Source organism: Rhizobium sp. 01T444, assembly GCF_056398305.1.
Window position 1 is genome coordinate 123,439 of sequence record NZ_JBFTPD010000017.1, and the last position, 21,949, is coordinate 145,387.

36 protein-coding genes are annotated in these 21,949 nt (G+C 59.0%); 5 read left to right on the plus strand and 31 right to left on the minus strand.

The window, feature by feature from the left end; all coding sequences use genetic code 11:
- Nucleotides 1–2: 2 nt before the first annotated feature.
- A complete protein-coding gene (locus AC1DTN_RS22445; protein ID WP_113324631.1) occupies nt 3–464 on the minus strand; it encodes a MarR family winged helix-turn-helix transcriptional regulator in 462 nt (153 codons plus the stop codon).
- Nucleotides 465–539: 75 nt separating this feature from the next.
- On the opposite strand from AC1DTN_RS22445, the gene AC1DTN_RS22450 reads away from it, so the two are divergent.
- Entirely contained in the window at nt 540–944 is a 405-nt protein-coding gene (locus tag AC1DTN_RS22450; RefSeq protein WP_113324630.1) for a GFA family protein, read from the plus strand.
- A gap of 49 nt (nt 945–993) precedes the next feature.
- Here AC1DTN_RS22450 and ilvD read toward each other — a convergent pair whose 3' ends face one another.
- Nucleotides 994–2,832: a dihydroxy-acid dehydratase gene (ilvD, locus tag AC1DTN_RS22455; protein ID WP_477922648.1), complete on the minus strand. Its 1,839-nt coding sequence runs from the start codon at nt 2,830–2,832 to the stop codon at nt 994–996.
- A 321-nt stretch (nt 2,833–3,153) separates the two neighbouring features.
- On the opposite strand from ilvD, the gene msrP reads away from it, so the two are divergent.
- Together msrP and msrQ are read left to right on the plus strand one after the other, a co-directional pair.
- Nucleotides 3,154–4,101, plus strand: a complete 948-nt coding sequence (msrP, locus tag AC1DTN_RS22460) for a protein-methionine-sulfoxide reductase catalytic subunit MsrP (protein ID WP_477922649.1) — start codon at nt 3,154–3,156, stop codon at nt 4,099–4,101.
- On the plus strand, nt 4,101–4,769 hold the full coding sequence (gene msrQ, locus AC1DTN_RS22465) for a protein-methionine-sulfoxide reductase heme-binding subunit MsrQ (protein ID WP_477922650.1): 669 nt from the start codon (nt 4,101–4,103) through the stop codon (nt 4,767–4,769). The genes msrP and msrQ overlap by 1 nt, the downstream gene beginning before the upstream one ends.
- Nucleotides 4,770–4,776: 7 nt before the next feature.
- Here the strand turns inward: msrQ and AC1DTN_RS22470 are convergent, their stop codons facing one another.
- Entirely contained in the window at nt 4,777–5,202 is a 426-nt protein-coding gene (locus AC1DTN_RS22470; protein WP_477922652.1) for a ribosomal maturation YjgA family protein, read from the minus strand.
- Nucleotides 5,203–5,344: 142 nt separating this feature from the next.
- On the opposite strand from AC1DTN_RS22470, the gene AC1DTN_RS22475 reads away from it, so the two are divergent.
- Together AC1DTN_RS22475 and AC1DTN_RS22480 are read left to right on the plus strand one after the other, a co-directional pair.
- Nucleotides 5,345–6,214, plus strand: coding sequence for a DUF817 domain-containing protein (locus tag AC1DTN_RS22475; protein WP_477922653.1), 870 nt, complete (start codon nt 5,345–5,347; stop codon nt 6,212–6,214).
- A gap of 97 nt (nt 6,215–6,311) precedes the next feature.
- Nucleotides 6,312–6,695 carry a VOC family protein gene (locus tag AC1DTN_RS22480; protein ID WP_477922656.1) on the plus strand — a complete coding sequence of 128 codons (384 nt, stop codon included), beginning with the start codon at nt 6,312–6,314 and terminating at the stop codon, nt 6,693–6,695.
- Between the two features lie 76 nt (nt 6,696–6,771).
- On the opposite strand, the gene rplQ is transcribed toward AC1DTN_RS22480, so the two are convergent.
- The 28 genes from rplQ to AC1DTN_RS22620 all read right to left on the minus strand — a co-directional run.
- Complete coding sequence (gene rplQ / locus AC1DTN_RS22485; RefSeq protein ID WP_477922657.1) at nt 6,772–7,194, minus strand: 50S ribosomal protein L17; 423 nt, start codon at nt 7,192–7,194, stop codon at nt 6,772–6,774.
- Between the two features lie 124 nt (nt 7,195–7,318).
- Entirely contained in the window at nt 7,319–8,329 is a 1,011-nt protein-coding gene (locus AC1DTN_RS22490) for a DNA-directed RNA polymerase subunit alpha (RefSeq protein ID WP_007812895.1), read from the minus strand.
- Nucleotides 8,330–8,426: 97 nt separating this feature from the next.
- Complete coding sequence (rpsK, locus tag AC1DTN_RS22495; protein ID WP_477922658.1) at nt 8,427–8,816, minus strand: 30S ribosomal protein S11; 390 nt, start codon at nt 8,814–8,816, stop codon at nt 8,427–8,429.
- Nucleotides 8,817–8,949: 133 nt separating this feature from the next.
- Nucleotides 8,950–9,318 carry a 30S ribosomal protein S13 gene (rpsM, locus tag AC1DTN_RS22500; RefSeq protein WP_439014703.1) on the minus strand — a complete coding sequence of 123 codons (369 nt, stop codon included), beginning with the start codon at nt 9,316–9,318 and terminating at the stop codon, nt 8,950–8,952.
- 219 nt (nt 9,319–9,537) lie between these two features.
- Nucleotides 9,538–10,188: an adenylate kinase gene (locus AC1DTN_RS22505; RefSeq protein ID WP_113324623.1), complete on the minus strand. Its 651-nt coding sequence runs from the start codon at nt 10,186–10,188 to the stop codon at nt 9,538–9,540.
- Nucleotides 10,185–11,525 carry a preprotein translocase subunit SecY gene (gene secY / locus AC1DTN_RS22510; RefSeq protein WP_113324622.1) on the minus strand — a complete coding sequence of 447 codons (1,341 nt, stop codon included), beginning with the start codon at nt 11,523–11,525 and terminating at the stop codon, nt 10,185–10,187. The genes AC1DTN_RS22505 and secY overlap by 4 nt, the downstream gene beginning before the upstream one ends.
- A 235-nt stretch (nt 11,526–11,760) precedes the next feature.
- Nucleotides 11,761–12,234, minus strand: a complete 474-nt coding sequence (rplO, locus tag AC1DTN_RS22515; protein ID WP_113324621.1) for a 50S ribosomal protein L15 — start codon at nt 12,232–12,234, stop codon at nt 11,761–11,763.
- A 16-nt stretch (nt 12,235–12,250) separates the two neighbouring features.
- Complete coding sequence (gene rpmD, locus AC1DTN_RS22520) at nt 12,251–12,460, minus strand: 50S ribosomal protein L30 (RefSeq protein ID WP_007812887.1); 210 nt, start codon at nt 12,458–12,460, stop codon at nt 12,251–12,253.
- Between the two features lie 13 nt (nt 12,461–12,473).
- Nucleotides 12,474–13,043, minus strand: a complete 570-nt coding sequence (gene rpsE / locus AC1DTN_RS22525; RefSeq protein WP_007812885.1) for a 30S ribosomal protein S5 — start codon at nt 13,041–13,043, stop codon at nt 12,474–12,476.
- Nucleotides 13,044–13,173: 130 nt separating this feature from the next.
- Nucleotides 13,174–13,536, minus strand: coding sequence for a 50S ribosomal protein L18 (rplR, locus tag AC1DTN_RS22530; RefSeq protein ID WP_113297886.1), 363 nt, complete (start codon nt 13,534–13,536; stop codon nt 13,174–13,176).
- Between the two features lie 12 nt (nt 13,537–13,548).
- Nucleotides 13,549–14,082 (minus strand): 50S ribosomal protein L6, encoded by a 534-nt coding sequence (gene rplF, locus AC1DTN_RS22535; RefSeq protein ID WP_439014701.1) that lies wholly within the window; start codon nt 14,080–14,082, stop codon nt 13,549–13,551.
- Nucleotides 14,083–14,123: 41 nt separating this feature from the next.
- The gene (rpsH, locus tag AC1DTN_RS22540; protein WP_004674934.1) at nt 14,124–14,522 is read right to left on the minus strand and encodes a 30S ribosomal protein S8; all 399 of its coding nucleotides are present in this window, start codon (nt 14,520–14,522) and stop codon (nt 14,124–14,126) included.
- Between the two features lie 12 nt (nt 14,523–14,534).
- The gene (rpsN, locus tag AC1DTN_RS22545; protein WP_007812880.1) at nt 14,535–14,840 is read right to left on the minus strand and encodes a 30S ribosomal protein S14; all 306 of its coding nucleotides are present in this window, start codon (nt 14,838–14,840) and stop codon (nt 14,535–14,537) included.
- A gap of 32 nt (nt 14,841–14,872) precedes the next feature.
- A complete protein-coding gene (rplE, locus tag AC1DTN_RS22550) occupies nt 14,873–15,430 on the minus strand; it encodes a 50S ribosomal protein L5 (RefSeq protein ID WP_007812878.1) in 558 nt (185 codons plus the stop codon).
- Entirely contained in the window at nt 15,423–15,731 is a 309-nt protein-coding gene (gene rplX, locus AC1DTN_RS22555; protein ID WP_037106636.1) for a 50S ribosomal protein L24, read from the minus strand. The genes rplE and rplX overlap by 8 nt, the downstream gene beginning before the upstream one ends.
- 12 nt (nt 15,732–15,743) lie before the next feature.
- Entirely contained in the window at nt 15,744–16,112 is a 369-nt protein-coding gene (rplN, locus tag AC1DTN_RS22560) for a 50S ribosomal protein L14 (protein WP_003573790.1), read from the minus strand.
- Between the two features lie 261 nt (nt 16,113–16,373).
- Nucleotides 16,374–16,613, minus strand: coding sequence for a 30S ribosomal protein S17 (gene rpsQ, locus AC1DTN_RS22565; protein WP_007812872.1), 240 nt, complete (start codon nt 16,611–16,613; stop codon nt 16,374–16,376).
- A 12-nt stretch (nt 16,614–16,625) separates the two neighbouring features.
- On the minus strand, nt 16,626–16,826 hold the full coding sequence (rpmC, locus tag AC1DTN_RS22570; protein WP_007812871.1) for a 50S ribosomal protein L29: 201 nt from the start codon (nt 16,824–16,826) through the stop codon (nt 16,626–16,628).
- A gap of 12 nt (nt 16,827–16,838) precedes the next feature.
- Nucleotides 16,839–17,252 (minus strand): 50S ribosomal protein L16, encoded by a 414-nt coding sequence (rplP, locus tag AC1DTN_RS22575; protein ID WP_003573792.1) that lies wholly within the window; start codon nt 17,250–17,252, stop codon nt 16,839–16,841.
- A 38-nt stretch (nt 17,253–17,290) separates the two neighbouring features.
- Nucleotides 17,291–18,025, minus strand: a complete 735-nt coding sequence (gene rpsC, locus AC1DTN_RS22580) for a 30S ribosomal protein S3 (protein ID WP_007812868.1) — start codon at nt 18,023–18,025, stop codon at nt 17,291–17,293.
- A complete protein-coding gene (rplV, locus tag AC1DTN_RS22585) occupies nt 18,025–18,414 on the minus strand; it encodes a 50S ribosomal protein L22 (protein ID WP_007812866.1) in 390 nt (129 codons plus the stop codon). Before rplV ends, rpsC begins: the two co-directional genes overlap by 1 nt.
- A gap of 2 nt (nt 18,415–18,416) precedes the next feature.
- Nucleotides 18,417–18,695, minus strand: coding sequence for a 30S ribosomal protein S19 (rpsS, locus tag AC1DTN_RS22590; protein WP_007531666.1), 279 nt, complete (start codon nt 18,693–18,695; stop codon nt 18,417–18,419).
- 15 nt (nt 18,696–18,710) lie between these two features.
- Nucleotides 18,711–19,547: a 50S ribosomal protein L2 gene (gene rplB, locus AC1DTN_RS22595; protein ID WP_007812864.1), complete on the minus strand. Its 837-nt coding sequence runs from the start codon at nt 19,545–19,547 to the stop codon at nt 18,711–18,713.
- A gap of 10 nt (nt 19,548–19,557) precedes the next feature.
- A complete protein-coding gene (locus AC1DTN_RS22600) occupies nt 19,558–19,851 on the minus strand; it encodes a 50S ribosomal protein L23 (RefSeq protein WP_007812862.1) in 294 nt (97 codons plus the stop codon).
- Nucleotides 19,848–20,468, minus strand: a complete 621-nt coding sequence (gene rplD / locus AC1DTN_RS22605) for a 50S ribosomal protein L4 (RefSeq protein ID WP_007812861.1) — start codon at nt 20,466–20,468, stop codon at nt 19,848–19,850. Before rplD ends, AC1DTN_RS22600 begins: the two co-directional genes overlap by 4 nt.
- Nucleotides 20,469–20,481: 13 nt before the next feature.
- Entirely contained in the window at nt 20,482–21,123 is a 642-nt protein-coding gene (gene rplC, locus AC1DTN_RS22610) for a 50S ribosomal protein L3 (RefSeq protein WP_007812859.1), read from the minus strand.
- Between the two features lie 33 nt (nt 21,124–21,156).
- Complete coding sequence (rpsJ, locus tag AC1DTN_RS22615; RefSeq protein ID WP_003547547.1) at nt 21,157–21,465, minus strand: 30S ribosomal protein S10; 309 nt, start codon at nt 21,463–21,465, stop codon at nt 21,157–21,159.
- Nucleotides 21,466–21,772: 307 nt separating this feature from the next.
- Nucleotides 21,773–21,949 (minus strand): EF-Tu C-terminal domain-related protein (locus tag AC1DTN_RS22620; protein WP_477922660.1); only part of this gene is annotated, 177 nt, incomplete at its 5' end.

The following is a 21,949-nucleotide window of genomic DNA, read 5'->3' on the forward strand; positions in this document are numbered from 1 at the left end:
GTTCAGTCTTGATCTCCCCGGCCGCCCTGGAAATCGGCAATCATCTCGTTGATGAGGCTTGCGGCCTGGCGCAGACGTTCCTCGCCATAGGTAGCGCCATGTTCGTCTGCCCAGACAGCCTGGCGGCCGGAGATGTCGGCAAGCGCCCTCCTCCCCGCCTCGGTCAGTTCCATCAGCTTGGCACGCTGGTGGACCGGGTTGGCCCGGTAGGTAATCAGCCCCTCTCCTTCAAGAAGATCGGCGATCCGCTGCACGCCCTGGCGGGCAAGACCGAGCGCACGCGCCGTATCGGCAACCGACATCGGCGCGTGGTCGGCAGCAGCAAGCACCTGCCAGCGCGCGCTGGTCTGCCCGGCAGGTTTGGCAAGCGCGTCGCCTTCAGCCTGCAAGTGGGCGGAAAGGCGGATCACGGCGATGGAGAGGGCGGCAAAGGCATCGCCATCAGGCGTACGTTTTCTCGTCATATTGACAACATATTGTCATGTGTTAATAATGACAATATGTTGTCATATGATGCAGCAACTCGCAAGGAGGAGCATATGAAGAAGACCTATCACGGAAGCTGCCATTGCGGCCGGATCCGCTACGAGGCCGATATCGACATTCAGGCCGGGACGGGAAAGTGCAATTGCTCGATCTGCTGGAAGCTCCGCTACTGGGGCACGAACATCAAGCCAGAGGATTTCCGCCTGTTGTGCGAGGAAACAGGCATCAGCGATTATCAGTTCGGAACCTTTTCGGGCCATCATCGCTTCTGCGCCAATTGTGGGGTACCTGCATATGGCGACGGTTACATCGAGGCAATGGGCGGCGCTTATGTCTCGATCAATCTCGCCTGCCTTGACGATCTCGATCCCGCCGAGCTTGCCGAGGCGCCGGTGCAGTATTTCGATGGCAGGAATAACAGCTGGTGGACCGTACCGGCAGAGACACGACATCTGTGAAAAAGAAAAAGCCCCTGATTTGCAATCAGGGGATCCACAATAAATCGGCTTATCGCGCGTTCAGATCACGTACAGCGCCGCGATCAGCGCTGGTTGCGAAGGCCGCATAGGCCTTGAGCGCGGTCGAGACGTTGCGTTTGCGCGACTCGGCCGGATGCCAGCCCTTCTGATCCTGCTCGGCGCGGCGGGTGGCAAGTTCCGCATCGCTGACACGCAGGCTGATGGTGCGGTTCGGGATATCGATGTCGATCATGTCGCCCTGGCGCACGAGACCGATGACGCCACCGTTAGCAGCTTCCGGTGAAGCGTGGCCGATAGAGAGACCGGAGGTGCCGCCGGAGAAGCGGCCGTCGGTGATCAGCGCGCAGGCTTTGCCGAGACCCTTCGACTTCAGGTAGCTCGTCGGATAGAGCATTTCCTGCATGCCGGGGCCGCCCTTCGGACCTTCATAGCGGATGACGACGACGTCACCGGCCACGACCTCGTTGCCGAGAATGCCCTTGACGGCCGCATCCTGGCTTTCGAAGACCTTGGCCGGGCCGGAGAACTTCAGGATCGATTCATCGACGCCGGCCGTCTTCACGATGCAGCCGTCGACCGCCAGATTGCCCTTGAGAACTGCAAGGCCACCATCCTTGGAGAAGGGATGCTCGACCGAGCGGATGACGCCGCCGACGCGGTCGGTGTCCAGTTCGTCCCAGCGGGCTTCCTGGCTGAAGGCAACCTGTGTCGGGATGCCGCCGGGAGCCGCGCGATAGAATTTGCGGACGGTTTCGCTGTTGGTGCGGGTAATGTCCCAGCGATCGATTGCATCGCCCAGCGTTTCTGCATGAACCGTCGGGCAGTCGCGATTGAGGAGGCCACCCTTATCGAGTTCGCCCAGGATCGACATGATGCCGCCGGCGCGATGGACGTCTTCCATGTGAACGTCGGACTTGGCCGGCGCGACCTTGGAAAGGCAGGGAACCCGGCGCGACAGCGCGTCGATGTCGGCCATGGTGAAATCCACCTCGCCCTCGTGCGCAGCCGCCAGAATGTGCAGAACGGTATTGGTGGAGCCGCCCATGGCAATATCAAGCGCCATGGCATTCTCGAAAGCCTGCTTCGAGGCGATCACGCGCGGCAGGGTCTTCTCATCCTCCTGCTCGTAATAACGGCGAGCGAGATCGACGATCAGGTGGCCGGCCTCAACGAAGAGCCGCTTGCGGTCGGCGTGCGTTGCAAGCGTCGAACCGTTGCCGGGCAGCGACAGGCCCAGCGCTTCCGTCAGGCAGTTCATGGAGTTTGCGGTAAACATACCGGAGCATGAACCGCAGGTCGGACAGGCCGAACGCTCGATGATCTTGACGTCTTCATCGGAGATCTTGTCGTCGGCAGCAGCGACCATGGCATCGACGAGGTCGAGCGCATGGGTCTTGCCATGCAGGACGACCTTGCCGGCCTCCATCGGGCCGCCGGATACGAAGACCGTGGGTATGTTGAGGCGCAGCGAGGCCATCAGCATGCCGGGGGTGATCTTGTCGCAATTGGAGATGCAGACCATGGCGTCGGCGCAGTGGGCGTTGACCATGTATTCGACGCTGTCGGCGATCAGTTCGCGCGAAGGCAGCGAATAGAGCATGCCGTCATGACCCATGGCGATACCGTCATCCACGGCGATCGTGTTGAATTCCTTGGCAACGCCGCCGGCCGCTTCGATTTCGCGGGCGACGAGCTGGCCAAGATCCTTGAGATGAACGTGACCGGGGACGAACTGTGTGAAGGAGTTCACCACAGCGATGATCGGCTTGCCGAAATCCGAGTCCTTCATGCCCGTGGCGCGCCAAAGGCCGCGCGCGCCCGCCATGTTGCGGCCGTGGGTCGTGGTTCTGGAACGATAAGCTGGCATCGGTGTCTTCCTCAATATCCAGGAATTGTCTCGCGATGCGGGGCGGCAAGTGATTTGCGAAGGCCGGGCAGTCGCTGCTTTTTGGAACTGTCCTAATCCAATCGGCCCAAGCTGTCACTACCGGGAATGCCCAAAGCGGTACGGGCGGCACCATCAGGCATATACGAATACTAGGGCACTTTTGTTACGGTCTATTCCATCACGGACGAACACAAAAAATTGGCTTTTCGTCTCTAAGATTCAAGGCATACACACTGATCCAAAGCGCGCTATCTGCGTCTAAAGATTCACACGGGCCGCCCCGCCCAGGAGGAATTCGATATGCCAGCCTATCGTCCGCCCAAAATCCGCTCCTCGGAAATCACGCCGCGCGAGGTTTACCTGAAGCGCCGGGAATTTCTCGGCGCTGCGACGTTTGGCGCGATCGCCCTCTACGGCGCCGGCAAGGCGAGTGCGGCAGCACTGACGACCGTCAAGAGCAAGTACACGGTCGATGAGAAGCTGACGCCGATCAAGGACGTGACCACCTACAATAACTTCTACGAATTCGGTCTCGACAAGGGTGATCCCGCAGCACTTTCCGGCAAGTTCAAGCCGCTGCCCTGGACGATTAAGGTCGACGGCATGGTCAACAAGCCCGGCACCTTCGATATCGAGGCGCTGATGAAGGAATTCCCGATCGAGGAGCGCGTCTATCGCATGCGCTGCGTGGAAGCCTGGTCGATGGTCATTCCGTGGAACGGCTTTCCGCTTGCTTCACTTCTCGACAAGGTGGAGCCGCAGGGCAGCGCCAAATATGTCGCCTTCGAGACCGTTGTGCGCCCCGAAGAGATGCCCGGCCAAGCCGGCCTCTTCCAGTCGCTGAACTGGCCCTATGTCGAGGGCCTGCGCATGGACGAGGCACGCCACCCGCTGACGCTGCTCGCCGTCGGGCTCTATGGCGAAACGCTGCCGAACCAGAATGGCGCGCCGGTGCGCCTCGTCGTGCCATGGAAGTATGGTTTCAAGGGCATCAAGTCGATCGTACGCATAACGCTCACCGATCAGCAGCCGAAGAATACCTGGCAGGTGACAAACCCGCAGGAATACGGCTTCTATGCCAACGTCAATCCTGCAGTCGACCATCCGCGCTGGAGCCAGGCGACCGAGCGGCGCATCGGCGAAAGCGGTTTCTTCGGCGCCAACCGCCACCCCACCCTGCCCTTCAACGGCTATGCCGACCAAGTTGCCAGCCTTTATGACGGCATGGATCTGAGGGTCAATTTCTGATGACGGCGTTTTCGCTCGCCATTCCGAAGCGCTGGCAGCCGGCGTCCGTCTGGCTGCTCTATGTCGTCGGGCTCGCGCCCGCCGCCTGGTATTTCTATCTCGGCGCGACAGATCAGCTCGGTGCCGATCCCGTGAAAACCTTCGAGCTTTTCCTGGGCATCTGGACCATCCGTTTCCTGATCCTGACGCTTGCCGTTACCCCTGCCCGCGATCTCCTCGGCTGGAACTATCTGCGTTATCGCCGCGCGCTCGGCCTTCTGACCTTCTACTACGCACTGATGCATTTCACCGTCTACATGGTGCTCGATCAGGCGCTGGATATCGCGGCCGTCATCAACGATGTGGTGAAGCGCCCCTTCATCATGTTCGGCATGGGCGCACTGGCGATGCTGGTGCCGCTCGCCGTCACATCCAATAATTTCTCGATCCGCCGGCTCGGCAAGAACTGGATCTGGCTGCATCGCCTCATCTACATCATCGGTGCCTGTGCCGCGCTGCACTTTGCACTGTCCACGAAGATCCTCGACCTCGAACAGTATATTTATGTCGGCCTGATCATCGCGCTGATCCTCTATCGCTCCTACAAGCCGATCGGGCGGAGCCGGAAGAAGGGGCAAGGGCAAGGACGAGCACGTGGCGGCCGCGCCGTGGCTTCATCGGCTTCGTAACGCCGCGTTAGGGCCTCGAAGGCGATGATTGCCTACGCGCCGGATCAAGCGCATAAGCGGCCGCTATTCCGAAAGCGTATGCGACAATATTCCAGAGCGAGAATACCCGCCCTAGCAGCAAGGCGCCTGCGGTCGTCAATCTGAAGGCATCGAGCCAGGGGGTGTGGTAGAGCCGGAAGAGCTCGACGCATATGGCGACAGCGAGTGCGATGGTGGCAATTCCTGCAGGCCGAATTCTTGTACTAAGGCCTCCAACAGCAAATGCCAGCAGGAAATACACCATCGATCCCCAAAGCAGCGAACCACCATATTTGACGACGACGAAGGGCAGATCGACGGAGTAGCCGAAGCGCCTGAGCAGCAGGCCCGAAATGATGATCAGGAATAGGGCTGCGAGGCGCTGTAACTGCCTGCCTTGAATCGTTCCGCTCAATTGCAATCGACCACCATGATCTCAACTGATTTGAACGCCTAATTGCGATGCAGCAAATTATCAAGCCGGCGCTGTCCTGGCCTAGCTGAGCCTGATAGCTTCCTACTGCTTCGAAACGAGTCTCGGGATCACTCGCAAGAACATGCCGAAAGTTGCCGCACTTCAAGGATTGCTCCCTCTACTGGACAGGCATCTGATCGACCGACCGGCCGATCTTCCGCGCAATGGCATCGAACGCTTCGTCGTCGAATTCTTCTATTTCGGAGTCAAGGAAGCGCGGGCATGCCTCTTCGCGGGTCTGTTTTTTCTGTCGGTTTTTCTGGTGCCGCGTGCAGGCCTCGTCGGTATCCCGCGCTACGATCTGCTGCTGATTATCGCTCTTGCGATCCAGGCCTGGATGGTCTGGGCAAAACTCGAGACCATCGATGAGTTGAAGGCGATTTCCGTCTTCCATGTGGTCGGTTTTGCATTGGAGGTCTTCAAGACGTCCGGCAGCATCCAATCCTGGAGCTATCCGGATTTCGCCTATACGAAGCTCTTCGGCGTCCCGCTGTTTTCCGGCTTCATGTACGCGGCCGTCGGCAGCTATGTCATCCAGGCCTGGCGCCTGTTTGATCTGCGTGTAAGACACCATCCATCCTACTGGATGGCCGGGCTCACGGCATTGGCGATCTACGCCAACTTCTTCACCCATCACTATATCGGCGATTATCGCTGGTATATCGCCGCCTGCACGCTCGGCCTTTATGCGCGCACCACAGTCATCTTCAGGCCCTATGATCAAGACCGCAAGATGCCCCTGCTTCTCGCCTTCGTCCTGATCGGCTTCTTCATCTGGCTTGCGGAGAATATCAGCACCTTCTTCGGCGTGTGGCGCTATCCAAACCAGATCGGCGCGTGGTCGACCGTGCATATCGGCAAGTGGAGTTCGTGGTGCCTGCTGGTGATCATGACCTTTACGATCGTTGCGAACCTCAAGCATATCAAACACAAGATCCACGTGCCTGAATGAATTTCCGAAAACGGGCAGAAAACCAGGACATGTGTGGAGCGAACGCCGGACCGGCTTTTATTTCGCCACCCCTATGAGCTCATAAGGAGTGCCAAGCTTGATTGACCATATCACCGTCGCTGTAAGCGACCTCACAAAGAGCAGGCTCTTTTACGAAAGAGCCTTCGCACCCTTGGGATACACATTGTCCTTCGGGAAGGAGAACGTGTTCTGGGCCTTCGATATCGGCAATGGTTGCCTGTTCGAAATCCAGCAGGCCGATAGCGCCTCGCCTCTGACACGCGTCCACGTCGCTTTTCGAGCCAAGAACAGGGCTGAAGTCGATGCGTTCTATCAAAGCGCTCTAGCAGCCGGCGCGCGGGATAATGGCGCACCTGGCCCACGCCCGGACTACGCGCCCGATTATTATGCCTGCTTTATTCTCGATCCCGATGGCTACAATATCGAAGCCATGATCAATCAGCCGCTTGACAAAGCTTGAACAGAAGCGGGCTCAAACGCACAAACGAAAAAAGCCGGGCAAAGCCCGGCTTTCCTGTTTCCGTAACCGGAAAATCTTAGGCAGCGACAGACTGCTCTTCAACAGCGACGCGAGCCTTGTCGGCTGCGCCCTTTGCATAGGTGTCGCGGTCAACGAATTCGATGACAGCGAGAGCAGCGTTGTCGCCCTGGCGGAAGCCGGCCTTCATGATACGCAGGTAGCCGCCGTTGCGAGTTGCGTAACGCGAGGCGATCGTGTCGAACAGCTTGTTGACGACGACAGCGTCCTTGATCTGCGAAATAGCCTGACGACGAGCGTGCAGGTCGCCGCGCTTGCCGAGGGTGACGAGCTTCTCGACGATCGGACGGATTTCCTTGGCCTTCGGCAGGGTCGTGACGATCTGCTCGTGGGTGATGAGCGAAGCCGCCATGTTGGCGAACATCGCCTTGCGGTGGCTTGCAGTTCTATTCAGCTTGCGGCCGGCTTTACCATGGCGCATTGCTATTCTCCTTTAATGCAGGTGCCCTTACGCTAACCGGGCCTGCCGTTTCCTGGCACATGCAGGCGATAGGCCTGCTGTTTGACGGGGAAAGGCAGCCGTAAAAAGCCTGCCTTCTTGTTTCTTAATACTGGTCTTCGTAACGCTTGGCGAGATCTTCGATGTTCTCCGGCGGCCATGCAGGCACTTCCATGCCGAGGTGCAGGCCCATGGAAGCGAGAACTTCCTTGATTTCGTTGAGCGACTTGCGACCAAAGTTCGGGGTGCGGAGCATTTCTGCTTCGGTCTTCTGAATGAGGTCGCCGATGTAGACGATATTGTCGTTCTTCAGGCAGTTTGCCGAACGAACGGACAGTTCGAGCTCGTCCACCTTCTTGAGGAGCGCCGGGTTGAAGGCCAGTTCGGTGACTGCCTCTTCTTCGGTTTCCTTCTGCGGTTCGTCGAAGTTGACGAAGACGCCAAGCTGGTCCTGCAGGATGCGAGCCGCGAAAGCGACGGCATCTTCACCGGAGATAGAGCCATCGGTTTCGATGGACATGGTCAGCTTGTCGTAGTCGAGAACCTGTCCTTCGCGGGTGTTTTCAACCTTGTAGGACACTTTCTTGACCGGCGAATAGAGGCTGTCCACCGGGATGAGGCCGATCGGAGCATCTTCCGCACGATTGCGCTCAGCCGGAACGTAGCCCTTGCCGTTGTTGACGGTGAACTCCATGCGGATCTCGGCACCCTCGTCGAGCGTGCAGATGACATGCTCGGGGTTGAGGATCTCGATATCGCCGACCGTCTGGATGTCGCCAGCCGTTACAACACCCGGACCCTGCTTGCGCACGACCATGCGTTTGGCATCGTCGCCATCCATCTTGATGGCGATTTCCTTGATGTTGAGCACGATGTCCGTAACGTCCTCGCGAACGCCCGGGATCGAGGAGAATTCATGCAGCACGCCGTCGATCTGCACGGCCGTAACAGCGGCACCGCGCAGAGAGGAGAGCAGAACGCGGCGCAGCGCGTTGCCGAGGGTGAGGCCGAAACCGCGCTCAAGCGGCTCTGCAACGAGAGTCGCCTTGGTGCGCGAGCTCGAAGAGAACTCCACCTTGTTCGGCTTGATCAATTCCTGCCAGTTCTTCTGAATCATAATTTTGCCTTCCGTTCGTTGCCACCATCCAATCGTGGCAACCGAGCTTGAAAACCACCGGGAGCGCCGAGGCGCTCACCAGTGACGATAGCGATGATCAGACGCGGCGCTTCTTGCGCGGACGGCAGCCATTGTGCGGGATCGGGGTCACGTCGCGGATGGACGTGATCATGAAACCGGCAGCCTGGAGCGCGCGCAGAGCCGATTCACGGCCGGAACCCGGGCCGCAGACTTCGACTTCCAGCGACTTCATGCCATGTTCCTGAGCCTTCTTGGCGCAGTCTTCGGCAGCGATCTGGGCAGCGAACGGGGTCGACTTGCGTGAGCCCTTGAAGCCCTTAGCGCCAGCAGACGACCAAGCAATCGCATTGCCCTGCGYGTCGGTGATGGTGATCATCGTGTTGTTGAAGGTCGAGTTGACGTGAGCGACACCCGACGAGATGTTCTTGCGCTCGCGAYGGCGAACGCGGACGGCTTCCTTAGCCATGGTATTCCTTTCGTTGATCTCTTCACCGCCGTAATCCCAGCGGCTACACCGGAACGGCGCCTATATGACCCCGCTCCAAACTCAAAAGAGGCCGGCGCAGACCGCCAGCCTCCCCACTCCGGTTTCCCGGAAATTACTTCTTCTTACCAGCGATCGCCTTTGCCGGACCCTTGCGGGTGCGGGCATTGGTGTGCGTGCGCTGACCGCGGACTGGAAGGCCACGACGGTGACGCAGGCCGCGGTAGCAGCCGAGGTCCATCAGACGCTTGATGTTCATCGAGGTTTCGCGACGAAGATCACCTTCGACGTGATAGTCACGGTCAATGGTTTCGCGGATCTGAAGGACTTCAGCGTCCGTGAGCTGATGAACGCGGCGATCAGCCGGAATACCGACCTTCTCGACGATTTCCTGCGCGAATTTCGATCCAATCCCGTGAATGTAGGTCAGCGCGATGACGACGCGCTTTGCAGTCGGGATGTTGACGCCAGCGATACGTGCCACGCCTGTTCTCCTTGCATTCCAGTTGCCATCCGGCAATAGGGCTTCGTTATGCAGCCAAAGGCCGCTCGATTAAATTCGGGTTCGTAACATCACAAAACGATCGAACCCGGATTTCCTTCGGGAAATCCGCGCCGATCGCAGGGAATGTCGCGAGTTGGCGCGGTTTAGCGGAATCAGTGCAAAAAAGCAACCGCTCCCGCGAAGTTTATTTTCAAAGCTTTAAAGCTTGGAAAGAATGCGTTCGATCTCGGTGGTAACCTGATCGATTTCGGCCATGCCATCCACGGACTTCAGTTTGCCCTTGGCATAATAGTAGCCGATCAGCGGCGAGGTTTCCTTGTAATAGACCTCGAGACGCTTGGTCATGGTCTCGGCATTGTCGTCGGGACGACGCTTGAAGTGGGTCGAACCGCACTTGTCGCAGACGCCTTCCTTAACCGGGACCTTGTCCGAGTCGTGATAGACGGTGCCGCACTCGGCGCAGGAGTAACGGCCTGCCACGCGGCGGACCAGTTCCTTGTCGTCGACACGGAATTCGATGACGACCGAGAGATCGAGACCCTTAGCCTTCAGCATCGCCTCTGTGGCATCTGCCTGCACGAGCGTGCGCGGGAAGCCGTCGAGGATGAAACCGTTGGCGCAATCGGGCTGATCGATTCGTTCGGAGACGATGGCATTAACAATCTCGTCCGAGACCAGATTTCCGGCGTCCATGACAGCCTTGGCACGCTTGCCGACTTCAGTACCGGCCTGAACGGCGGCGCGCAGCATGTCACCCGTGGAAAGCTGCGGAATGCCATGCTTTTCCACGATCCGCTGGGCCTGGGTCCCCTTACCCGCGCCCGGCGGCCCCAAAAGTATAAGTCTCATCGCCCCCTCTTTCCTCCACGCAGCTTCGATTTCTTGATCAGGCCTTCGTACTGCTGTGCGATCAGATGGCCCTGGATCTGTGCCACCGTATCAAGAGTTACGCTAACCACGATCAAAAGCGAAGTCCCACCAAGGGATAATGGGATGCCGGTTTGCGACACAAGAATCTCAGGCAGGATGCAGACGAAGACGAGATAGATAGCGCCGATCACCGTGATACGGGTCAGCACGTAGTCGATATATTCGGCAGTGCGATCACCCGGGCGGATGCCCGGGACAAAGCCGCCATGCTTCTTCAGGTTATCGGCCGTGTCCTTCGGATTGAAGACGATGGCCGTGTAGAAAAAGGCAAAGAAGGCGATGAGGGCAGCATAGAGCACCATGTAAAGCGGCTGGCCGTGGCCAAGCGCTGCAACGATGGAGGTCGCCCAGGCGGGCATCGCCGTCGTGCTGGCAAAGCCTGCGAGCGTCGCCGGCAGAAGCAGCAGCGAAGATGCAAAGATAGCCGGGATGACGCCCGAAGTGTTCAACTTCAGCGGCAGGTGCGAGGTATCACCCTGGAACATGCGGTTGCCGACCTGGCGCTTCGGATACTGGATCAGCAGACGGCGCTGCGCACGCTCGACGAAGACGATCACGGCGATGACCGCGATCGCGACGACGATGACGAGCAGAATGAGGCTCGTCGACAGCGCGCCAGTACGGCCGAGCTCCAACGTGCCGGCAAGAGCGGTCGGAAGACCAGCGGCAATGCCTGCGAAGATGATCAGCGAAATGCCGTTGCCGATGCCGCGCGAGGTGATCTGCTCACCGAGCCACATCAGGAACATGGTGCCGCCGAGCAGCGTCAGAACGGTGGAAATCTTGAAGAACCAGCCCGGATCGACGACAAGGCCATTGCCGCTCTGAAGACCGACGGCGATGCCGTAAGCCTGCAGGGCACCAAGGATGACGGTGCCGTAGCGGGTATACTGGTTGATGATTTTGCGACCCTGCTCACCTTCCTTCTTCAGGTTTTCGAGCGCCGGCACAACCGAGGTCATGAGCTGCACGATGATCGAAGCGGAGATGTAGGGCATGATGCCGAGCGCGAAGATCGCCATGCGCTGTACGGCGCCGCCCGAGAACATGTTGAAGAGGCCGAGAATGCCGCCAGCCTGGCCCTGGAAGGCCTGGGCGTATGCCTGTGGATTGAGGCCCGGAAGCGGAATATGCGTACCCAACCGGTAGACGAGGAGAGCTGCCAGTGTGAACCACAGGCGCTTCTTAAGATCCTCGGCTTTGGCGAAGGTCGAAAAATTGAGGTTTGAAGCCAGTTGTTCCGCTGCAGAAGCCATGCGTTTCTCCGCGCTACCAATTCCGGGCGCTCTCGAGTCGGCCGGCACCGGAATCAGTATGAATTTCTTTTAAAAACCGGGCTTCGGACGGATCGCTGGCGCAACCCTATGCCTCACCCTCGTTTTCAGTCTTACCGTCTCGACGCGGATGCGTCCAAGTAGGTTTTTGTGAGGCTCACATATGGGAGCAAAATCGCCCGGTGTGAAGCACCCCGGGCGATATATCATCAGTTTATTATTCTGCCGCTGCGGCAGAAAGAAGCGTTGCCGTGCCGCCAGCCTTTTCGATCTTCTCGACGGCAGGCTTGGAAGCGCCTGCAACTTCGAGGGTGATCTTGGCCTTGAGCTCGCCATCGGCAAGAACGCGAACGCCGTCCTTGGCGCGACGGATGACGCCGGCAGCCTTCAGAGCAGCCGCATCAATGGTCGCCTTCGCGTCGAGCTTGCCGGCGTCGATGGCAGCCTGGATGCGTGCCAGCGATACGACGACATAGTCGGCTGCGAAGATGTTGTTGAAGCCGCGCTTCGGCAGGCGACGGTAGATGGGCATCTGACCGCCTTCGAAGCCGTTGATGGCAACGCCCGAACGGGACTTCTGACCCTTTACACCACGACCACCGGTCTTGCCGGAGCCCGAGCCGATACCACGGCCAAGACGCTTGCGGCTATGGGTAGAGCCTTCGTTATCTTTAATTTCATTGAGTTTCATGAGCGTTACTCCGGACTCACTTCTCGTCGACGACGCGAACGAGATGCTGGACTGCACGGATCATGCCACGAACGGCCGGAGTGTCCTCCAGAGTGCGGCGACGGTGCATCTTGTTCAGTCCGAGACCGATCAGCGTGCGCTGCTGGACGTCCGGACGGCGAATCGGGCTGCCGATCTGTTCGATCGTAACAGTCTTCGCTTCAGCCTTCTTGGTAGCCTTGGCCATTGGTCAGCTCCTCTTATTCTTCAGAGGCGTTGCCAGAAGCGGCACGGCGAGCCTGGAGCGTAGCATACTTGATGCCGCGCTGAGCTGCGATGTCCTTCGGGTGAACCTGGTGCTTCAGAGCGTCGAAGGTAGCGCGAACCATGTTGTAGGGGTTCGACGAACCGGTCGACTTGGCGACGACGTCGTGAACGCCGAGCGTTTCGAAAACGGCGCGCATCGGACCGCCGGCGATGATACCGGTACCGACCTTGGCCGAGCGCAGCAGAACCTTGCCGGCGCCATGACGGCCATGAACGTCGTGATGCAGCGTACGGCCGTCACGCAGCGGTACGAAGATCAGTTCGCGCTTGGCTGCTTCGGTTGCCTTGCGGATGGCTTCCGGCACTTCGCGTGCCTTGCCATGGCCGAAGCCTACGCGGCCCTTCTGGTCGCCGACGACGACGAGTGCTGCGAAACCAAAACGACGGCCGCCCTTGACGACCTTGGCGACGCGGTTGATCGCGACAAGCTTGTCGACGAATTCGCTATCGCGCTCTTCGCGGCTCTGGCGGTCTTCCCGCTGCGGCCTTCTTTCCTGTGCCATTGTCCTCTTCCTTTTTCTTTTCCGGGTGCAATCGGCAAACAAAATGAGGACCGCATCGTCTTCCCCAAGGGAACGGTTTGCGGCCCGGTGAAATCCGGCCGAGGCTCGAGAGCCTTCGGCCGGAAACTGATTAGAAGGTCAGACCGCTTTCGCGGGCTGCATCTGCCAGGGCCTTGATGCGGCCGTGATAGATGAAGGCGCCACGATCGAATACGACCTCAGTGACACCTGCCTTGGAGGCGCGCTCAGCGACGAGCTTGCCAACGAGGGCAGCTGCTGCTGTGTCAGCACCGGTCTTCAGAGAACCGCGCAGATCCTTGTCGAGGGTCGATGCAGCGGCGAGGGTCTTGCCGGCAACATCGTCGATAACCTGAGCGTAAATGTTCTTCGACGAGCGATGAACCGACAGGCGCGGACGGCCATTGGCCACCGACTTGAGATGACGGCGCACGCGGTTGGCACGACGTGCAAGTGCTTCTTTCCTGCTAGCCATTTCGCGTGATCCTTACTTCTTCTTGCCTTCTTTGCGGACAATCCGCTCGTCGGCATACTTGACGCCCTTGCCCTTGTAGGGCTCCGGACCGCGGTATTCGCGGATCTCGGCGGCGACCTGGCCGACCTGCTGCTTGTTGATGCCGGTAACGACGATTTCCGTCGGCTTCGGCACAGCGATCGTGATGCCCTGCGGCGGTTCATAGACCACGTCGTGGCTGAAACCGAGCGCCAGCTGCAGGTTCTTGCCCTGCAGGGAGGCACGGTAACCAACGCCGTTGATTTCGAGCTTGCGCTCGAAGCCGTCCTTAACGCCCTTGAAGATGTTTTCGATCATCGTGCGGGACATGCCCCACTTCGAACGAGCTTCCTTCGTCTGGGACAGCGGCGTTACGACGACCGCATTGTTTTCGAGCTTGAGGCTGATTTCGTCGTTTGCGACGAAAAACAGCTCGCCCTTCGGGCCCTTAGCAGTAACCTTCTGGCCATCGACCGTAGCCGTGATCCCAGCAGGTACCTGAACGGGCTTCTTACCGATACGAGACATGTTTCAATCCTGTCTGTTCGCTATGGAGACCCTGCGCTGTCTTAGAAGACAGAGCAGAGAACCTCGCCACCAACGTTCTGTTCGCGAGCCTGGTGATCGGCCATCACGCCCTTCGGGGTCGAAAGGATGGTGATGCCGAGGCCGTTCGCGACCTGCGGAATGGACTTGACCGAGACATAAACCCGGCGGCCCGGCTTGGACACACGGCCGATCTCACGGATCACCGATGCGCCTTCATAGTACTTCAGTTCGATGTTCAGTTCGGACTTGCCGTTGCCGAAATCGACGACGGAGTAGCCACGGATGTAGCCTTCGGACTGGAGGACATCGAGAACACGTGCACGGAGCTTGGAAGCAGGCGTCGAAACCGACGACTTGCGACGCGAAGCGCCGTTGCGGATACGGGTGAGCATATCGCCCAACGGATCAGTCATTGTCATCTAACCTGCTCCTTACCAGCTCGACTTGACGATGCCCGGCACCTTGCCGAGATTGCCCAGTTCGCGCAGCGCGATACGCGACATACGCAGTTTACGGTAATAAGCGCGCGGACGACCGGACACTTCGCAACGGTTGCGAATGCGGGTCTTCGATCCGTCACGCGGCAGGGATGCCAGCTTGATCGAGGCCTTGAACCGCTCTTCGATCGGAAGAGCCTGGTTCATGATGATCGCCTTCAGGGCAGCACGCTTGCCGGCCTGGTTTGCGACCGTATTACGGCGGCGCTTGTTCTTTTCAACTGCGCTTGTCTTCGCCATGTCAGGTTCCTTTTCTACGCTCGTCGTTACGGTTACTGACGGAACGGGAAGCTGAACTCCGTGAGGAGCGCCCGAGCTTCGTCGTCGGTCGTTGCCGTCGTGCAAACGATGATGTCCATGCCCCACATCTGATCAACCTTGTCGTAGTTGATTTCTGGGAACACAATGTGCTCCTTGATGCCCATGGCGAAGTTGCCACGGCCGTCAAAGCTCTTCGGGTTCAGGCCGCGGAAGTCGCGAACGCGCGGAAGCGCGATGTTGACCAGGCGATCCAGGAACTCGTACATGCGGGCGCCGCGCAGGGTGACCTTCGCGCCGATCGGCATGTTTTCGCGGACCTTGAAGCCAGCGATAGAGTTACGTGCGCGGGTGATGACCGGCTTCTGGCCAGCGATGGCAGCCAGGTCGGCAGCAGCAACGGTCGGCTTCTTAGAATCAGCCGTGGCTTCGCCCACACCCATGTTGATAACGATCTTGTCGAGCTTCGGGATCATCATCTCGTTGGCGTAGGAGAACTTCTCCTGCATCGCCTTACGGATCCGCTCGACATATTCCTTCTTGAGCCGCGGCTCGTACTTTGCCTCAGCCATCGATCACTTCTCCCGAACGCTTAGCCACGCGGACCTTCTTGCCGTCAACAACCTTGAAGCCGACGCGGGTCGGCTTGCCGTCCTTGTCGACGATGGCGACGTTGGACAGGTGGACCGAAGCTTCCTTGGAAATGATCCCGGCTTCCTGGGTCTGCGTCTGACGCTGGTGGCGCTTTACGACGTTAACGCCGCGAACCACGGCGCGATCTTCCTTCGGCAGGACCTGGATGACTTCGCCAGTGCGGCCCTTGTCCTTGCCTGCGAGCATGACGACCTTGTCGCCCTTACGAATCTTCTGCATCGTTCCCGCTCCTTACAGTACTTCGGGAGCCAGCGAGATGATCTTCATGTGGTTCTTCGCACGCAATTCGCGCGGAACCGGTCCGAAGATACGGGTGCCGATCGGCTCTTTTTTGTTGTCGATGAGGACTGCTGCGTTGGTGTCGAAGCGGATGACAGAGCCATCCGGACGACGGATGTCCTTGGCGGTGCGAACGACAACCGCCTTCATCACGTCACCCTTCTTCACACGGCCGCGCGGAATAGCTTCCTTGATCGAAACGACGATGACGTCGCCGATCGAGGCATACTTGCGCTTCGAGCCGCCCAGCACCTTGATGCACATGACACGACGTGCGCCGGAATTATCCGCGACGTCGAGGTTTGTTTGCATCTGAATCATATCAGGTCGCCTTCTTGTTCCTACCGGAATGGTTGGGCAAAGCCCCCTCTTCCGGCTTATGAAAAATGTCTGCCGGCCGCTCGTCACAAGGACAGCGAAAACACGGCAATAGCTTGAATAGCGCGGGATAGATCGTTGCCAGGGTGGTTTCCCAGATGGGACCTTCCGTGCGCTTAAAGCAAAAGAACGCCCGGCATTCGAGCGTTCCGACGCTGCTTCATATAGAAATTTCCGCGAGACGCAAGGCCTCGCGCAAAATTCTTACTTGGCCTGGGCGGCAATAACCGTCCAGCGCTTGTCCTTGGAGATCGGCGCGCACTCCTCGATGGAGACGATATCGCCGATCTTGTACTGGTTGTTTTCGTCGTGGGCCTTGTACTTCTTGGAACGACGAACGGTCTTCTGGAGCAGCGGGTGAGCGAAACGGCGCTCAACGCGAACTACGACAGTCTTCTCGTTCTTGTCGCCAACGACGACGCCCTGCAGAATGCGCTTCGGCATGTTTTTCTTCCTTTACGCCTTTGCTTCCGCCGCCTTCTGGCGAGCAATGGTTTTCACGCGGGCGATGTCCTTGCGAACTTCATCGATGCGCGAGGACTTTTCGAGCTGACCGGTCGCCTTCTGGAAGCGCAGGTTGAACTGCTCCTTCTTCAGGTCGGCAAGCTTGTCCTTGAGCTGGTCGGCCGTGAGGCCGCGTACTTCTTCGGCTTTCATCGTGCCTTCTCCTTACTCTGCGATGCGCTGTACAAAGCGCGTCTTGACCGAGAGCTTGGCCGAGCCGAGGCGAAGCGCTTCACGCGCGATTTCCTCGGAGACACCGTCGATCTCGAACATCATACGACCAGGCTTGACCTTGCATGCCCAGTATTCCACGGAACCCTTACCCTTACCCATACGGACTTCGGTAGGCTTTGCGGTTACCGGAACGTCCGGGAACACGCGGATCCAAACACGGCCGGCGCGCTTCATGTAACGCGTGATCGCGCGGCGAGCCGCCTCGATCTCACGAGCGTTAACGCGGTTCGGCTCCTGAGCCTTCAGGCCGAATTCGCCGAAGGCAAGGTCGGAACCGCCCTTGGCAACGCCCTTGATGCGGCCCTTGAACTGCTTGCGGTACTTAGTACGCTTTGGCTGCAACATTTTCTTACTTCTCCGAGCTTATCTTTCGCCAGCGCTAATTACGCGTTGTCGCGTTCGCGGCGACGATCGCCACGGTCGCGTTCGCGGCTTGCCGGGCCCTGTGCGTCGCCTTCCAGCGCGCGGCGTTCGGAAGCCATCGGATCGTGCTCAAGGATTTCGCCCTTGAAGATCCAGACCTTGATGCCGCAGATACCGAATGCGGTTTCGGCTTCAGCCGTACCGTAGTCGATGTCAGCGCGCAGGGTGTGCAGCGGAACGCGGCCTTCGCGGTACCATTCCGTACGAGCGATTTCTGCACCGCCGAGACGGCCTGCGCAGGTGATCTTGATGCCTTCGGCGCCAAGACGCATCGCGGACTGAACGGCGCGCTTCATGGCGCGGCGGAAAGCCACGCGGCGCTCGAGCTGCTGGGCGATCGACTGAGCAACGAGCGTTGCGTCGATTTCCGGCTTGCGCACTTCAACGATGTTGAGGTGCGTTTCGGAGTTCGTCATTTCCGACAGCTTCTTGCGGAGCTTGTCGATGTCGGCGCCCTTGCGGCCGATGATCAGACCCGGACGGGCCGAGTGGATCGTGACGCGGCACTTCTTGTGCGGACGCTCGATGACCACCTTGGAGATACCGGCCTGTTTCAGTTCGCTCATGACGAACTTACGCATCTTCAGGTCTTCGTGCAGGAGCTGACCGTATTCGGCATTGTCCGCAAACCAGCGGCTATCCCAAGTACGGTTGATGCCAAGACGGAAACCAATCGGATTGATTTTCTGACCCATTATGCGGCCTCCTCTTGTGCCTGCACTTCACGAACGACGATCGTCAGGTGAGCGAACGGACGTTCGATGCGCGATGCGCGGCCGCGGCCACGAGCGTGGAAGCGCTTCATGACAATCGACTTGCCGACATAGGCCTCGGCGACGACGAGAGCGTCGACGTCGAGGTCATGGTTGTTCTCGGCGTTGGCGATCGCAGATTCGAGCGTCTTCTTGACGGCGCCTGCGATGCGCTTGCGGGAGAATTCCAGCTCAGCGAGTGCACGCTCGACCTTCTTGCCGCGGATGGCCGCAGCAACCAGGTTGAGCTTCTGTGGGCTGACGCGGAGCGTACGGGCGACTGCTTGCGCCTCGTTGTCCTTCAGCCGGCGTTCGGCTTTAGCCTTACCCATCGTTACTTCCTCTTTGCCTTCTTGTCCGCGCCGTGACCGTAATAGGTACGGGTCGGAGAGAATTCACCGAATTTGTGACCGACCATGTCTTCATTGACACTGACCGGAACATGCTTGCTGCCGTTGTAGACGCCGAAGGTGAGACCAACGAACTGCGGCAGGATCGTGGAGCGACGGCTCCAGATCTTGATTACTTCTGCACGTCCGCCTTCACGAACCTTCTCAGCCTTCTTGAGAAGATAGCCGTCAACAAACGGACCTTTCCATACTGAACGAGCCATTGAGGACTTCCTCTCTTACTTCTTACGCTGATGACGCGAGCGCATGATCATCTTGTCGGTCGACTTGTTCGACCGGGTGCGCTTGCCCTTGGTCGGCTTGCCCCACGGAGAAACCGGGTGACGACCACCAGAGGTGCGGCCTTCACCACCGCCGTGCGGATGGTCGACCGGGTTCATGACGACGCCGCGGTTATGCGGACGCTTGCCGCGCCAAACAGTACGACCGGCCTTGCCGTCGTTGATGTTGGCATGGTCAGGGTTGGACACCGCACCGATCGAAGCAAGGCAGGTGCCGTGCACGAGGCGCTGTTCGCCCGAGTTCAGGCGAAGGATCGCCATTCCCTGGTCACGGCCGACGAGCTGCGCGTAGGAACCGGCAGAGCGGGCAATCTGACCGCCCTTGCCCGGCTTCATTTCCACGTTGTGGATGATGGAGCCGACCGGGATGTACTGCAGCGGCATCGTGTTGCCGGGCTTGACGTCGACAGCCTTGTCGGAAGCGATGACCTTGTCGCCGGCAGCAAGACGCTGCGGAGCGAGGATGTAGGCCTGTTCGCCGTCGGAGTAGCGGACGAGCGCGATGTAAGCCGTGCGGTTCGGGTCGTATTCGATACGCTCAACGGTGCCTTCGACGTCGAACTTGCGACGCTTGAAGTCGATGATGCGATAGGTACGCTTGTGACCGCCGCCGATGAAGCGGGCCGTGATGCGGCCGAGGTTGTTACGACCGCCGCTCTTGGTCAGACCTTCCGTCAGCGACTTGACCGGCTTGCCCTTGTAGAGGCCCGAACGGTCGACGATGACCAGCTGGCGCTGGCTCGGGGTCGTCGGATTGAATGTTTTCAATGCCATTTTTCTATCCTCAGAGACCGGTGGAGACGTCGATCGTCTGGCCTTCGGCCAACGTCACGACAGCCTTCTTCACGTCCTGCTGCTTGCCGACAAAACCGCGGAAACGCCGGGTCTTGCCCTTGCGCAGCAGAGTGTTGACGGCGGTTACCTTGACGCCGAAGAGCGCCTCGACTGCAGCCTTGATTTCCGGCTTCGTCGCCTTCTTGGCGACATTGAAAACAACCTGGTTGTTTTCCGATACCAGCGTGGACTTTTCGGTGATCGCAGGAGAAACGATCACATCGTAGTGGCGGAGATCGGTCACTTGAATCGCTCCTCTAGCGCTTCAACGGCAGCCTTGGAAAGCACGAGCTTGCCGCGGCGGACGATGTCGTAAACGTTGATGCCCTGGATCGGCAGAACATCGATGTTCGGGATGTTCTGTGCAGCGAGCTTGAAGTTACCGTCGAGCTCGGCGCCGCCGATGAAGAGGGCGTTGGTGAGGCCCAGCGTTGCGAATACGCCGGCCAGAGCCTTCGTCTTTGCTTCGTTGGCGACCAGATCATCGATGATGATCAGCTCGTCTGCCTTGATCTTGGCAGACAGCGCATGACGCAGGCCAAGTGCACGAACCTTCTTGGGAAGGTCGTGTTCGTGGCTGCGAGCAACCGGGCCGTGAGCCTTACCACCGCCGCGGAACTGCGGAGCACGAGCCGAATGGTGACGAGCGCGGCCCGTACCCTTCTGCTTGTACATCTTGGCGCCGGTGCGCCAGACGTCTGCGCGGCCCTTTGCCTGGTGCGTGCCCTGCTGCTTCTTGGCAAGCTGCCAGCGGATAACGCGGGCGAGAATATCTTCGCGGGGCTCAAGGCCGAAAATCGCTTCCGAAAGGGAAACCTTCCCAGCGTCTTTTCCCTCGAGGGTCTTGACGTTCAATTCCATTGGTCTGGCTCCCTTACTTCGCTGCCGACTTGACGGCGTCGCGCACGATKATCCAGGCACCCTTGGAACCGGGTACTGCACCCTTAATCAGGATCAGACCGCGATCTTCATCGGTCGAAACCACTTCAAGGTTCTGCGTCGTCACGCGCGTCTGGCCCATGTGACCAGCCATCTTCTTGTTCTTGAAAACCTTGCCCGGATCCTGGCGCGAACCCGTCGAACCATGCGAGCGGTGCGAAACGGACACACCGTGCGTGGCGCGGAGACCGCCGAAACCGTGGCGCTTCATAGCGCCGGCAAAGCCCTTACCAATCGTCGTGCCGGTGACATCGACGAGCTGACCAGCGGCAAAGTGACCAGCCTTGAGCTCGGTACCAACATCAAGCAGATGGTCTTCCGAAACGCGGAATTCCTGAAGCTTGGCCTTGGGCTCAACGTTAGCGACGGCAAAGTTGCCGCGCATGGCCTTGGACGTGTTCTTGACCTTGGCCTGGCCAGCACCGAGCTGAAGCGCGGTATAGCCATTCTTTTCTACGGTGCGCTGGGCCACAACCTGGCAGCCTTCCAAACGCAGTACCGTTACCGGGACATGCTCGCCGGCGTCGTTGTAGACGCGGGTCATTCCCACCTTCTGTGCAATTACACCTGAACGCATCGGTTCAATCCTTCCAACTCAGCTCGAGCAAGCTCAGAGCTTGATCTCAACATCGACACCTGCGGCGAGATCGAGCTTCATCAGCGCGTCTACCGTCTGCGGGGTCGGATCTACGATGTCGAGCAGGCGCTTATGCGTGCGCATCTCGAACTGTTCGCGACTCTTCTTGTCGATGTGCGGGGACCGGTTGACCGTAAACTTCTCGATGCGGGTCGGAAGCGGAACGGGGCCCCGGACGCTAGCACCGGTGCGCTTCGCCGTCGACACGATCTCGCGCGTGGAAGCATCGAGAATCCGGTGATCGAACGCCTTCAGGCGAATGCGGATATTTTGGCCGTTCATTCGACGTTATCCTTGTGTTTGTTTTTCCACATGTCTTTAGGCAAGACACGGGTTGTTCTTTCTTCCTAAGGCGGACCACCGGTTTCAAAGATCGAGAGAGACGCCTGTTACGGCACCCCTATCCACTCTTCAGGGCCTTTTGACCCACCTTATTGTTTGTTTAGTCGCCGCTTCGTCATCCAAAGCGTTACGCAAATCGCGCTCGCGCGCCATTTGCAACATTTCTGTGTAATAAGCAAGCGGCTTGCGCCGCCTGCATCATAATAATGTCATCGAATCGGCTGCCCCACCGGAGCAGCCGAATGAATTACTCGATGATCGAAGCAACGATGCCTGCACCGACGGTGCGGCCGCCTTCGCGGATAGCGAAGCGAAGCTTTTCTTCCATCGCGATCGGAACGATCAGCTCGACGTCAACGGTCACGTTGTCGCCAGGCATAACCATTTCCGTGCCTTCCGGAAGCGTCACGATGCCGGTCACGTC